Here is a 12,808-nt window from a genome sequence, read left to right as displayed (position 1 = left end):
GGTTGCCCGTCTGCGTTCCGTTCCGGAATCCGCGCGGGCACGTGCATCAACCCTCCTGATGCCGGGAAATGCCCGGCATCCGTTCTAGTCCGAAGGAGGTGGGTTAGTGACGCACTCACACCAGTACGAGCTCATGGTCATCCTCGACCCCGAGATCGACGAGCGTCAGGTCGCCCCCAAGCTCGACGGGTTCCTCAAGGTCATCACCGGCGACGGTGGCACCATCGAGAACGTCGACATCTGGGGCAAGCGTCGCCTGGCGTACGAGATCCAGAAGAAGAACGAGGGCATCTACGCCGTCGTCAACTTCACCGCCACGAGCGAGGCCACGCAGGAGCTCGACCGTCAGCTCAAGCTGAACGAGCAGATCATGCGTACCAAGGTCCTGCGTGCCGAGGAGGCGATCGCCCAGGTCGCCGCCGAGAAGGAGCGCGCCGAGGCCAAGGCCGCCCGCAAGGCAGCGAAGGCGTAACGACGATGGCCGGCGAGACCGTCATCACCGTCGTGGGAAACCTCACGGCAGACCCCGAGCTGCGGTACACGCAGAACGGCCTGCCCGTCGCGAACTTCACGATCGCGTCGACGCCGCGCAACTTCGACCGTCAGGCCAACGAGTGGAAGGACGGCGAAGCGCTGTTCCTCCGCGCGTCGGTGTGGCGCGAGTTCGCCGAGCACGTCGCCGGTTCGCTGACGAAGGGTTCCCGTGTCATCGCGACCGGTCGGTTGAAGCAGCGCTCCTACCAGGACCGCGAGGGCAACAACCGGACCGCGATCGAGCTGGAGGTCGACGAGATCGGCCCCTCGCTGCGGTATGCCACGGCTCAGGTCACGCGTGCCGCATCCGGCGGAGGCAACTACGGAGGCGGCCAGCAGTCGCGTCCGCAGCAGCAGGTGCAGCAGGAGGAGCCGTGGGCGACCCCGGGCTCTGCCGCACCCGACGCCTGGAGCGCACCCGGCGCCTACGGCGACGACACTCCGTTTTGAGTCGGCTCGGGTCACTGTCGCGAAGCGACACTGACGCGAGATCGACTCACGGTTGAGCGAGGCCCGCAGGGCCGAGTCGAAACCCGGGATCCGTCGCAAGATTCTCGAATTCTGGATGCCTCGGCATCCGCACACACCTAAGGAAAACAATGGCTGGAAAGGCTACCGGCGATCGCCGTAAGCCGCGGAAGGGCGCGAAGAACGCCGCTCCCGCGAAGGCGATCCGCGTCGGCGTCATCGACTACAAGGACGTCGCAACGCTTCGCAAGTTCATCTCGGAGCGCGGCAAGATCCGCGCCCGTCGTATCACCGGTGTCTCGGTGCAGGAGCAGCGTCTGATCGCCAAGGCGATCAAGAACGCGCGCGAAATGGCGCTCCTGCCTTACGCCGGCGCTGGCCGCTAAGGAGCACCGATCATGGCAAAGCTGATTCTCACGAACGAGGTTGCCGGGCTCGGAAGCGCCGGCGACGTCATCGAGGTCAAGAACGGGTACGCCCGCAACTACCTCATCCCTCAGGGCTTCGCTGTGGCGTGGACCCGCGGTGGCGAGAAGCAGGTGGCGTCCATCCGCGCCGCCCGTGACGCCCGTGCGATCCACGACCACGAAGAGGCCGTCGCGCTCAAGGACACCCTCGAGTCGAACAAGGTCAAGCTGTCGGTCAAGGCCGGCAAGGAAGGCCGCCTCTTCGGGTCGGTCAAGACCGCCGACGTGGCCGATGCCGTCAAGGCTGCCGGTCTCGGCGAGCTCGACAAGCGCAAGATCCACATCACCGCGCCCATCAAGGCCGTCGGTGAGCACGAGGCGACCGTGCGTCTGCGCGACGACCTCACCGCAGTGATCACCCTTCAGGTGGTCGCCGCCAAGTAAGTCCCGCCGGATTCCCGGTCGTTGAGCCAGGCGCGCGAGCGCCGAGATGCAGCGTCGAGAACCGGTCGTTGAGCGAGGCGCGCGAGCGCCGCGTCGAAACGCCGCACGGATGCCGTGACCTCCCCCAAGGTGAGGTCACGGCATCCGTCGTTTCCGCCGGACGGTGGAGGAGCCGGTGCCAGGCACGGTCGCCGGCTCCTCCCGCCGGGGGTCATTCGGTGCGTGCACGGCGGCGTGCGGTGAGCATCACCCCCAGAGCGAGCGCGGCCAGCCCCGCCAGCAGCGGCAGCAGGGTGAGGACGCCGCCGGTCTGAGCGAGCGTCTTCACGGCGCCGCTCGCGGCCAGCACGCCCGTGACAGCGGTGCCGCCCGTGGTCGACGTGCCGGGTGTGGTCGGCGTGGTCGGCGTCGTGGGCGTCGTGGGCGTCGTGGGCGTCGTGGGCGTGGTCGGCGTCGTGGGCGTCGTCGGGCCGGTGGTCGGCGCCGTCGTGGTGGCGTCACCGACCACGGCGATCGCGTTGCCGCCGAGCGTGATCGGCGCCGTGATCGGCAGGCCCAGCTGCGTGCCGCCGAGGATGCCGTCGGTGCCGCTGGTGGTCGCACCTCCGGTCGCGCCGCCCGTGCTTCCCGCCGGGGCGGTGGGGGTGGCATCCGTGCTGTCGGCGTCGCCGAGCACGGAGATGGCGTTGCCGCCGGCGGTCACCGGTGCGGTGATCGGTGCGAGCACCTGGGTGCCGCCGAGGATGCCGTCGGTGCCGCTCGTGGTGGAGCCATCGGTGGTCCCGCCGGTTCCCGCCGGGGCCGTGGTGGCCGCACCCGTGCTGTCGGCGTCGCCGAGCACGGAGATGGCGTTGCCGCCGGCGGTCACCGGTGCGGTGATCGGGGCGAGCACCTGGGTGCCGCCGAGGATGCCGTCCGTGCCGTCGGTGGTCGCGCCGTCGGTCGTTCCGGCGGGGGCGCCGGCCGGGGCGGTGGTGGCCGCACCCGTGCTGTCGGCGTCGCCGAGCACCGAGACGGCGTTGCCACCCACGGTCACCGGCACCGCGACGTCCACGACGCCCTGGGTGCCGCCCAGGACGCTGTCCGAGCCGCTGGTGGTGGCAGCGGGTGCCTCGGCCGGTGCGGAGGCCGGCGCGGCGGGTTCCGCGGCCGGGGAGGTCGCGGCATCCGTGCTGTCGGCGTCGCCGAGCACCGAGACGGCGTTGCCGCCGAGTGTCACCGGCACGACGACGTCGATGACGGCCTGTGTGCCGGAGCCGACGCCGTCGGAGCCGCCCGTGGAGGCGTCTCCGCCGCCGATCGACACCGACGGTGCCGAGGTCTGCGCCTCCGTGCTCGTGGCGTCGCCCAGCACCGAGATGCCGTTGCCGGCGACCGTGACGGGCACCGCAACGGAGATGAGCCCCTGGGTTCCCGACAGCAGACCGTCGTCGCCCGTGGTCTCGGCCGCCTGTGCGACCGTCGCGCCGAAGAGCGTGATGCCTCCGGCCAGGAGCGTGCCCCACAGGGCGCGCTTGATGGTGGTGTTCATGATGTCTCTCTCCTGAAAGTGTTGACGGGGGTGCGCGCGAGAGCGCGCGGGATCGTGCCGCTCAGAAGGCGGCCGAACCCCGGTCAGTCAGGGGAGACGTCGGTGTCGAACACCGGCGCGGGCAGGGCGTACTCGTCGCCCGGTGCGCGTCGCAGCATCCAGGCACGGTGCGCTGCGAACAGACCGAAGGCGAGCACGGCGCTCGCGCCGAAGGAGAATCCAGCCGCGCTGGAGAAGAACGAGGTCGCCTCCAGGGCGGACCCGGGCGGGGCCCATCCCCCCGTCGGCGACGCGGGCAGCACGGATGCCGGGGTCAGCACGGCGGCACCGGGAACGAACGAGGTCACCGCCGTCTCGAGCGAGACGAGCACGGTGTTCAGCGTGGCTCCGAGCCCGGCCGTCGCCTGATCCCAGGCCGCCGTGAGCACCGCGAGCGCGGCCTCGGTGGAGGCCGGCGAGCCCGCGGACGGGTCGGTGGGGGATGCCGCGCCCCCGGCAGGGGGGACCGCGCTCGTGAGGGGGGTCACGAGGCTTCCGACGACGGGGAGCGATGTCACCGCGTCGGTCACGGGGGCCGCGGCATCCACGAGGGGCGCGACCGCGCCGGTCACGGGTGCGAGGACAGGTGCGAGGGGGCTCACGATCTCGCCGACCGCCGAGCCGATCGGGGCGACGACGTCGCCGACGGGCGCGAGGGGCTCGAGCGCCGGAGCCACGGAGGTGACGATATCGCCGACCGGAGGTGCCACGGTCTCGACCACGGGAGCGACGGTCTCGGCGACGGGAGAGAGGATCTCTGCGACCGGGTCGAGCACGGGCGTCGTGACCGTCGACAGCGTGCTGGAGACGCCGCCGACGAGGGAGCCGAGAGGATTGTCGGTGTCATCGGCGGCATGGGCCGACGGACCGGAGAACAGGGTGAGGGCGAACCAGGCGAACGCGGCGCCGACACCGACGGCGCCCAGCATCGCCCATCGCCGTGTCGACTCTGTGGTCGAACGTCCGCGGCGCAGCGGGGGGACTGCGATCGTCACCATGTTCACCTCCCACGACGATGTGTCGGGATGCCGGCGCGAGCCGACGCCCATGGAGTGCCTGGATACGTGAAGATACGCCGATATATCACTTGTGTCTAGACCCCCCGGACGCGCGGCGTCTTCGCGCGGGACACGCCCGACCGACGCGCGCGAGCCGACCCCTCGACTTGACAACGACGCATTCATCCCCATGGTTGTCCCCAACCCTCACGCACGGGCCGAACCTTCAACCGGCACTTCAACCACATTGTGAATCCACAGGGTGTGAATCAGAGAATGCCCGGTCAGGTAGCTTTTTCTGAGGAGAATCTTTGGATGCCACGGCGTGTTTCCACAGGCACTGTGCACAGGGTGTCCGGCGTTTCACGCAGATCATCCACAGAGTTATCCACAGGCCTGTTTGCGACTGTCGGACCCCGTCCCTAACGTGGCGTGTGGTCTCGCGGCGGGACCGGTCATCGAGCGTGTGAAGGGGACTGCATGTCGATCGCGGACATCTCCGAGGATCGTTTCGGTGGACCCCTCGAGAGCCGCGGACCCGAGCGCACGCCGCCGCACGACCTCCTCGCCGAGCAGAGCACCCTCGGCGGGATGCTGCTGTCGAGCGACGCCGTCGCCGACGTGATCGAGGCGCTGCGCGGCACCGACTTCTACGTGCCGAAGCACGAGCTGATCTTCGAGGCGATCCTCTCGCTCTACTCGCACGGCGAGCCCACCGATGTGGTCGCCGTCACCGACGAACTCATCAAGACGGGTGACCTGCAGCGCTCCGGCGGCGCCGACTACCTGCACTCGCTGACCTCGATCGTGCCGACCGCGGCCAACGCCGCGTACTACGCGTCGATCGTGCGCGAGCGCGCGCTGCTGCGGCGGCTCGTCGAGGCCGGCACGCGCATCGTGCAGATGGGCTACAACGGCCAGGGCGATGCGCTCGACCTGGTCAACAACGCGCAGGCGGAGATCTACTCGGTCACCGGTGCCGAGCAGGCCGAGGACTACGTCCCGCTCGAGGTCGCCGTCAACGCGGCCGTCGAGGAGATCGAGGCCGCGCGCGGGCGCGACGGTCAGATGACCGGCATCCCCACCGGATTCGCCGGGCTGGACCAGCTGACCAACGGTCTGCATCCGGGCCAGATGATCATCATCGCGGCGCGCCCCGCCATGGGTAAGTCGACGCTGGCGCTGGACTTCGCCCGCGCGGCGGCGATCAAGGCGCAGCAGCCGACGATCGTCTTCTCGCTCGAAATGGGTCGCAGTGAGATCGCCATGCGTCTGATGAGCGCCGAGGGTGCGATTCCGCTCCAGAGCATGCGCAAGGGCACGCTCGACTCCCGCGACTGGACGACGATCGCCGCCACCCGCGGCCGCATCAACGACGCGCCGCTGTACATCGACGACAGCCCCAACATGACGCTCGTTGAGATCCGCGCGAAGTGCCGCAAGCTCAAGCAGCGCGTGGGTCTGAAGATGGTGGTCATCGACTACCTACAGCTGATGACGTCGGGCAAGCGCGTCGAGAGCCGTCAGCAGGAGGTCTCGGAGTTCTCGCGTGCGCTGAAGCTCCTCGCGAAGGAGCTGCAGGTGCCGGTGATCGCGCTGTCGCAGCTGAACCGTGGTCCCGAGCAGCGCGCCGACAAGAAGCCCGCCCTGAGCGACCTGCGCGAGTCGGGCTCGATCGAGCAGGATGCCGACATGGTGGTGCTGCTGCACCGCGAGGCCGCCTACGAGAAGGACAGCCCCCGCGCCGGCGAGGCCGACCTGATCGTCGCCAAGCACCGTAACGGCCCCACGGATACGATCACCGTCGCCTTCCAAGGGCACTTCTCCCGCTTCACCGACATGGCACCGGGGGACTTCGGGTAGTTGTAGGTTCCACGCCGAAATGACATATTCCACGGGTAGTTGGCAGGCACTTGGCATCTCTGCCAAGTGCCTGTAGGTTCTCGGCGAAGATGGCGGATTCTTAGATGAAGTGGCGGACAAGTGGCGGATCCGAAAGATTGGTGAGAACGATGCGTGTAAGTGCCGTGTCGGTTCCTATCCGAAATGACAGATTCCGCGGGTAGTTGGCATGCACCTAGCAGTCCTGCCATTGGCTGGGGGTGAAGGGTTACTCGCTCACTCGATTAGGGGCGAACCGGCTACATTCGACAGGCTTGTGCTCGTGTGCACAGCTGTGGAGTGGTGGGAGCGGCATCAGGTAGTGCTCTACCTCGCAGCGATCGCCGTGGGTGCGGTGGTCGGTCTACTCGTGCCGGCGGTGGCGGATCCGCTCGAGTCGGCGATCAATCCCGTGCTCGGGTTGTTGCTGTACGCGACGTTCCTGGGGGTGCCGTTCACGGCGATCGGCCGGGCCTTCACGGATTGGCGGTTCCTGGGCGTCGTGCTCGTCCTGAACTTCGTCGTCGTGCCGGTGGTCGTGTTCGGGTTGAGTCGCGCCGTGGCGGCTGATCAGGCGGTGCTCGTTGGGGTGTTGTTCGTGCTGCTGACGCCGTGTGTGGATTACGTGATTGTGTTCACTGGCCTGGCTGGCGGTGCACGTGCGCGGCTGCTTGCTGCCACGCCCCTGCTGATGCTTCTGCAGATCGTGTTGCTGCCGGTGTACCTGTGGCTGATGGCCGGCGCCGAGGTGGTGGGTGCGTTCGACCCGCATCCGTTCGTGGAGGCATTTCTGTTGTTGATCGTGCTGCCGCTCGTTCTCGCCGCCGCCACGCAGCTGCTGGCGAAACGGTTCCGTGCCGGCCGCGCGATCGAGGGCGTGGTGCTGGCGGCAATGGTGCCGCTGATGATGCTGACTCTCGCCGTGGTGATCGGCTCGCAGGTCTTCGGCGTGAGCAGCGCTCTCGGCCAGCTGCTAATCGCGGTTCCCGTGTTCGTCGTGTTCGTCCTAATCGTGGCACCACTCGGTGCGCTCCTCGGGAGCGCGGCACGCTTGGATGTTCCCAGCCGCCGGGCGGCCACGTTCAGCGGGGTCACCCGCAACTCGCTGGTCGTGCTCCCGCTCGCTCTCGCGCTGCCGGCATCTTTCGCTCTGACGCCGTTGGTTGTAGTGACTCAGACCTTGGTGGAGCTCGTCGCAATGGTGGTCATGGTCGCCGGGGTACCGCGACTCATCCGCCCTCGCATTAGTACAGCGGAGAATGTATAGTCAGCCTGTGCTGACTCTTACTTCTCGCCTCGATGTGATGAACCGGCTGGGTCGGGCGATGGCCGACCCGACCCGTTCCCGGATCCTCCTCACACTGCTGGACGCTCCCGGCTACCCGGCTGAGCTGGCACGAGATCTCGAGCTGACCCGCACGAACGTCTCGAATCATCTGACGTGCCTGCGGGGCTGCGGGTTGATCGTCGCCACACCGGAAGGTCGGCGCACCCGGTATGAGATCGCCGACCCGCATCTGACCCAGGGGTTGCGACAGCTGCTCGAGGCGGTCGTCGCCGTCGACGAGGGCGCCCCGTGCATGGACGATCAGTGCGAGTGCTGCGCATGAGCCTCATCGACCGTGACCTGCTGCCGGTGGCCTGCACGCTGACGCCCGGCGCTGGTGCTGCACAGCTAGCCGCGTGGCAGGAATTCAACGACGACTACCTCCTCGACATCGACAGGACGGCCGCCCAGATCACCGTCCACTACCCAAAGATCGACGACGCGACCGCCCGGCTGACGGAGCTGGTCCGCACCGAGCAGTCCTGCTGCGCGTTCGCGACTTGGGCGATCGACACGACCCACCCCGACCTGCGCCTTTCCGTTACCGGCACCGATGACGCACTGGCCGCGCTCACGTTCCTAGAGCAGACGCCCGCCCCCGCAACGAAGGAGAGCGTGCAGTGAGCGAAGAGTGTTGCGGCCCCAACGAGCCGCGCAAGCCCGGTACGGTCCGGCGCATCGAACTGTCCCGGCCGCTCTCGACCGGTGACGCCTGCTGCGCCGCGGAACCCTCCTCCAAGACCGCGGCGCCAAGCGCGGTGCACGATGCGGGCGATGCCTGCTGCGGCCCCGACCTCGCCACCACCCCCACCGAGGCGGACGAGGAGCCGGAGGTCCGCCCGCCCTGGTGGCGCGACTTCGCGTTGCTTCCCTCCGCGCTGTCCGGGCTGTTCCTCCTCGCCGGATACACGTTCGAGTGGACTGGTCTGCACATCCCGGCGCTGGTGCTGCAGTGGGCGGCGCTGCTCGCCGGCGCCTACACCTTCGTCCCCGGCGCGATCCGCCGCCTCATCCGCGGTCGCCTCGGGGTCGGGCTGCTGATGACCATCGCCGCGATCGGCGCGGTCCTGCTCGGCCACGTTGGCGAGGCCGCGACCCTGGCGTTCCTGTTCTCCCTGGCCGAGGCGCTTGAAGACCGGGCGATGGACCGCGCCAAGGAAGGCTTGCGCGCCCTTCTGTCCCTCATCCCCGACACTGTCCGCGTCTCCCGCCTAACCAGCGACGTCACGATCCCCGCCGCGGACGTGCGTGAGCTGGACATCCTCGTCATCGGTGCCGGCGATCGCATCGCCACAGACGGCGTGGTCGTGGAGGGTAGGTCGAGCCTGGACACGTCGGCGATCACGGGCGAGTCGATCCCGGTCGAGGTCGGCCCCGGCGATCCGGTCGCCGCCGGTTCGGTCAACGGGGCGGCGACGTTGCGGATCGAGGCAACTGCGGACGGCCGCGACAACTCCCTCACCCAGATCGTCGCCCTCGTGGAGCAGGCCCACGCCCGCAAGGGCAACCGGGCACGCCTCGCCGACCGGATCGCGAAGCCGCTCGTTCCCGTCGTCCTGATCGCCGCTGCCGTGGTCGCCCTGTTCGGGCTGCTGGTCGGCGACCCGTGGACCTGGATCGAACGCGCCCTCGTCGTCCTGGTTGCGGCATCCCCGTGCGCGCTGGCCATCGCGGTGCCCGTGACGGTGATCAGCGCGATCGGAGCGGCGTCAAAGTTCGGCGTCGTCATCAAGTCAGGTGAAGCGTTCGAGCAGTTCGGCACGATCCGCGCCGTCGCCCTCGACAAGACCGGCACCCTCACCCGCAACGAGCCCACCGTCGTCGACGTCCAGCCCGCACCCGGTATCACCCGCGACGACCTGCTCGCCTGGGCCGCCGCCGTGGAGGCCACCAGCACCCACCCCCTCGCCGCGGCCATCATCGCGGCCGCACCCGTCGCCAGCCCCGCAACGGAGGTGGTCGAGGAGGCCGGGCATGGCATCACCGGGACCGTCGACGGCCGGGCGATCCGGGTCGGCAATGTCCGCTGGCTCCATCCCGCCGGCCAGCAGTTGAACGCGGAGGCGATTGCCGCGCAGGGCATGACCGTCGTCGTGGTCGAGGCGGACGGGCAGATCGCCGGCCTGATCGGCGTGCGGGACGAGCTGCGCCCGGAGTCGGCCGAGACGGTCCGGATGCTGCAGTCGCAGGGCATTGAGACCATCATGCTCACCGGCGACAACACCCGCACCGCCCACGCCATCGCCGCCGAGGCGGGCGTAACCGACGTTCGCGCCGAGCAGCTGCCCGCCGACAAGGCCGCCGCGATTGAGGCGCTCGTCACGCAGCAACCGACCGCGATGGTCGGCGACGGCATCAACGACGCCCCGGCACTGGCGACGGCGACGGTCGGGATCGCGATGGGTGTGAAAGGCTCCGCGGCGGCGATCGAGTCCGCCGACGTCGCCTTCATCGGCCACGACCTCCGCCTCATCCCCGGCGCCCTCGCCCACGCCCGCCGCGGCCGACGCATCATGACCGCCAACATCGGTCTGGCTCTGGCGATCATCGTCGCGCTGTTCCCGCTCGCCCTGTTCGGCATCCTCGGGCTCGCCGGCGTCGTGCTGGTGCATGAGATCGCCGAGGTCGTCGTCATCCTCAATGGCGTCCGCGCCGCCCGTCGCCCCGCTGCGCTACGGCAACTCGCCACGGTGCCCGCTCGCCAGCCCGAACCCGCCCACGCCTGACCACCGACCCCTCGCCCCGCGGTGGCAGAACACCGCCCGACTTGGAACCGGCCCTTGTGAAGACCCCCATCAAAGCCACCTTCGCCACCGTTGCCGTCGTCATCGTCCTGGTTGACCGGCTAGCCGCGCCGGACCCGGCCGGCGCTGCCGGCGCTCCCGTGCTCGGGTGAACCGGGCTCCGAATGGGTTTAGGTGCGCACGGTAGGCTGTGGGCGATGGTCTCTTCGGCCCGGACTCCGCGCTCCACGACGCTGAATGAGCAATTGTTGATAATGAGGCTCATTACCAGCGTCGGTTTGGCGCTGCTGCTGATGTTGGGTCTGGCAGCGACGGGTCACACAGAGGCGGACGGTTCGACTCCTGTTCCGCTGGTGATTTCTGGGTTCATGGACCCCCACGTCGAGCCCGTGGCAGACGCCCCAGTCGAGCATGAGGCGGTCGCCGGTGGCGTCGTTTCTGGGCCGAACGCGTTGGTGGGCGCTGCGCTGTGCATGTTGGGCGTGTTGTGCGGGCTGACGTTCATGGTGGTGCTGCGGGGGTTGTGGCGTCGGCGGATGCCTCCGGTTCTCGGTGACGGGCCACGGATGCCTTCGCTGCTTCCGGCGCCGGCTGCCCGTGCTCACCCGATTGTCTTTTCGTTGACGCAGTTGGGTCTTTCCCGAACCTGACATTTGGCACGCCACCCTTTCCGGGTGGCGCTTCGTCCCGGGCTGCGTGCCCGGGTTCTGTCCTGTGCCGTGTCTTGGTTTGGAGTACCCGATGAAAACCCCTGTGAAGGCGACGCTCGTCACCATTGCCGTTGTGGTGGTGATGGTGATCGCCGCGTTGATCTATGTCCTTGTCAATCAGAGCCAGTCCGCTCCACCTTCATCTGGGGGCGGTGACGCATCCCCGCAGGTGGTGCGGGAGAGCTCGCATGTCCTCGACGACGGCGGGGAGGGCGCTGTCACCCTGGTGGAGTTCCTCGACTTCGAGTGCGAGGCGTGTGGCGCGTTCTTCCCGATCGTGGAGGATATGCGGGAGCAGTTCGCTGGGGAGATCACGTATGTGGTCCGCTACTTCCCGCTGCCCGGTCACTTCAATTCGAAGAACGCGGCGGTCGCGGCGGAAGCGGCCGCGCAGCAGGACCGGTTCGAGGACATGTATGTCCGGTTGTTCGAGACGCAGGCGGAGTGGGGTGAGGCGCAGGAGTCTCGCGCCGACCTGTTCCGTGGCTTCGCGGAGGAGATCGGTCTGGACATGGCCGCCTATGACGCCGCCGTGGCGGACCCGGCTACGGCGGAGCGGGTGGAGCTGGATTTCGAGGAGGGCCAGGCGCTCGGGGTGAGCAGCACGCCGACGTTCTTCCTCGACGGTGAGCTGCTCGAGCTGCAGGAGTGGGACGACCTCGAGAACGCCATCCAGGCTGCGGTGAACGGTGGCCGGTGATGCGGGCGGGTTTGACGCATCGGCGGGCGATCATCGTCGGCGCCGGGCAGTCTGGGCTCGCGGTTGCCGCGGCTCTGGCCGCGGAAGGGCTGCGGCCGCAGCACGAGTTTGTGGTGATCGACGCCGCCAGCACGGGGCAGCGTTCCTGGTCCTCACGGTGGCATTCGATGGAGCTTCTCAGCGACGCCCGGCATAGCGCGCTGTCTCCGCGGCGGCTGCTGGGTGACCAGCGCCGGCATCCGCGAGTGGACGAGATGGCGGACTACCTCACCTTCGTGGAAGCCGGGCTGGGCGTGGAGACGGTCTGGGGCATCCAGGCGACCGGGGTGGAGCATCGCGGGAACGGCTCGACTCTGCTGCTGTCGACGACGGCAGGGGAGGTGCAGACCCGCAACGTGATCTGCGCGACGGGCGCGGCCGCGCACCCGCGGATTCCGGAGTGGGCGTCTCTGCTGACGATGCCCGGGGTGGTGCTGCACAGCAGCGAGTACCTGTACCCGAAGCAGATCCCCGTCGGCGACGTGCTCATCGTGGGCGGCGGGAACAGCGGTGTGCAGCTGGCCCGCGAACTGTCCGCGTCGCACACCGTGACGCTGTCCGTGCGAACCCGGCGGCAGCATCGCCCCGCGATGAGCTATCCCGCCGCGGCGGGGGAGAGGGTGCCGCTGTTCTCGCGGGAGCGTCGCCCCGAGCCGATCTTCGGCGACAGCTATGAGCAGCTGCGCCGCGTCGGGGTCACGATCGCAGCTGCGGTGCAGGACGCGGCCGGCGCCGGGGTGACCTTCGCCGATGGCACGCAGGCATCCCCCCGCTCGGTGATCCTCGCCACCGGCTACACCCCTGGCGACGACTGGCTCCCGGAACCGGCCCGCGTCGACCGGCCGCGGCGCACCCTGACCGGCCTGCCCGGGCTGTTCGTGGCGGGGATGCCGCAGTACGGCGGCCGCGGCTCCGACACCCTCGCCGGGGTCTGGAAAGACGCGACGACGATCGCCCAGCACATCATCAACCGGCCCTGAAAGGAC

Annotated in this window: 14 protein-coding genes; 12 read left to right on the top strand and 2 right to left on the bottom strand. The window is 68.9% G+C overall.

Going from position 1 to position 12,808, the window contains the following annotated elements; genetic code table 11:
* The first annotated feature begins 133 nt into the window (after positions 1-133).
* From rpsF to rplI, 4 genes are all read left to right on the top strand, one after another.
* Positions 134-472, top strand: coding sequence for a 30S ribosomal protein S6 (rpsF, locus tag KY498_RS11860; RefSeq protein ID WP_060960846.1), 339 nt, complete (start codon positions 134-136; stop codon positions 470-472).
* 5 nt (positions 473-477) lie between these two features.
* On the top strand, positions 478-984 hold the full coding sequence (locus KY498_RS11855; RefSeq protein WP_060960800.1) for a single-stranded DNA-binding protein: 507 nt from the start codon (positions 478-480) through the stop codon (positions 982-984).
* Positions 985-1,133: 149 nt separating this feature from the next.
* A complete protein-coding gene (gene rpsR, locus KY498_RS11850; RefSeq protein ID WP_005054609.1) occupies positions 1,134-1,388 on the top strand; it encodes a 30S ribosomal protein S18 in 255 nt (84 codons plus the stop codon).
* 12 nt (positions 1,389-1,400) lie between these two features.
* Positions 1,401-1,853, top strand: coding sequence for a 50S ribosomal protein L9 (gene rplI / locus KY498_RS11845; protein ID WP_036288929.1), 453 nt, complete (start codon positions 1,401-1,403; stop codon positions 1,851-1,853).
* 211 nt (positions 1,854-2,064) lie between these two features.
* On the opposite strand, the gene KY498_RS11840 is transcribed toward rplI, so the two are convergent.
* Together KY498_RS11840 and KY498_RS11835 are read right to left on the bottom strand one after the other, a co-directional pair.
* On the bottom strand, positions 2,065-3,384 hold the full coding sequence (locus KY498_RS11840; RefSeq protein WP_219879381.1) for a hypothetical protein: 1,320 nt from the start codon (positions 3,382-3,384) through the stop codon (positions 2,065-2,067).
* Between the two features lie 83 nt (positions 3,385-3,467).
* Entirely contained in the window at positions 3,468-4,421 is a 954-nt protein-coding gene (locus tag KY498_RS11835) for a hypothetical protein (RefSeq protein WP_191009287.1), read from the bottom strand.
* A gap of 480 nt (positions 4,422-4,901) precedes the next feature.
* Here KY498_RS11835 and dnaB point away from each other — a divergent pair, with 480 nt between their 5' ends.
* From dnaB to KY498_RS11795, 8 genes are all read left to right on the top strand, one after another.
* Complete coding sequence (gene dnaB, locus KY498_RS11830; RefSeq protein ID WP_060960798.1) at positions 4,902-6,284, top strand: replicative DNA helicase; 1,383 nt, start codon at positions 4,902-4,904, stop codon at positions 6,282-6,284.
* A 301-nt stretch (positions 6,285-6,585) separates the two neighbouring features.
* Entirely contained in the window at positions 6,586-7,569 is a 984-nt protein-coding gene (locus KY498_RS11825; RefSeq protein ID WP_204947467.1) for a bile acid:sodium symporter, read from the top strand.
* 7 nt (positions 7,570-7,576) lie between these two features.
* Positions 7,577-7,912, top strand: coding sequence for a helix-turn-helix transcriptional regulator (locus tag KY498_RS11820; protein ID WP_067165134.1), 336 nt, complete (start codon positions 7,577-7,579; stop codon positions 7,910-7,912).
* On the top strand, positions 7,909-8,253 hold the full coding sequence (locus tag KY498_RS11815) for a hypothetical protein (RefSeq protein ID WP_048809235.1): 345 nt from the start codon (positions 7,909-7,911) through the stop codon (positions 8,251-8,253). The genes KY498_RS11820 and KY498_RS11815 overlap by 4 nt, the downstream gene beginning before the upstream one ends.
* Positions 8,254-8,387: 134 nt before the next feature.
* Complete coding sequence (locus tag KY498_RS11810; protein ID WP_191009603.1) at positions 8,388-10,355, top strand: cation-translocating P-type ATPase; 1,968 nt, start codon at positions 8,388-8,390, stop codon at positions 10,353-10,355.
* 215 nt (positions 10,356-10,570) lie between these two features.
* Complete coding sequence (locus tag KY498_RS11805) at positions 10,571-11,023, top strand: hypothetical protein (RefSeq protein ID WP_045246905.1); 453 nt, start codon at positions 10,571-10,573, stop codon at positions 11,021-11,023.
* A gap of 91 nt (positions 11,024-11,114) precedes the next feature.
* Complete coding sequence (locus tag KY498_RS11800; protein WP_045246904.1) at positions 11,115-11,783, top strand: thioredoxin domain-containing protein; 669 nt, start codon at positions 11,115-11,117, stop codon at positions 11,781-11,783.
* Entirely contained in the window at positions 11,783-12,802 is a 1,020-nt protein-coding gene (locus KY498_RS11795) for an NAD(P)-binding domain-containing protein (protein ID WP_045246903.1), read from the top strand. The genes KY498_RS11800 and KY498_RS11795 overlap by 1 nt, the downstream gene beginning before the upstream one ends.
* The last annotated feature ends 6 nt before the right edge of the window (positions 12,803-12,808 follow it).

This window comes from Microbacterium sp. PAMC21962, assembly GCF_019443465.1.
Classification (GTDB): domain Bacteria; phylum Actinomycetota; class Actinomycetes; order Actinomycetales; family Microbacteriaceae; genus Microbacterium; species Microbacterium hominis.
Note: the sequence above shows the minus strand (reverse complement) of the source record. Positions and strands in the feature narration are given on the sequence as shown.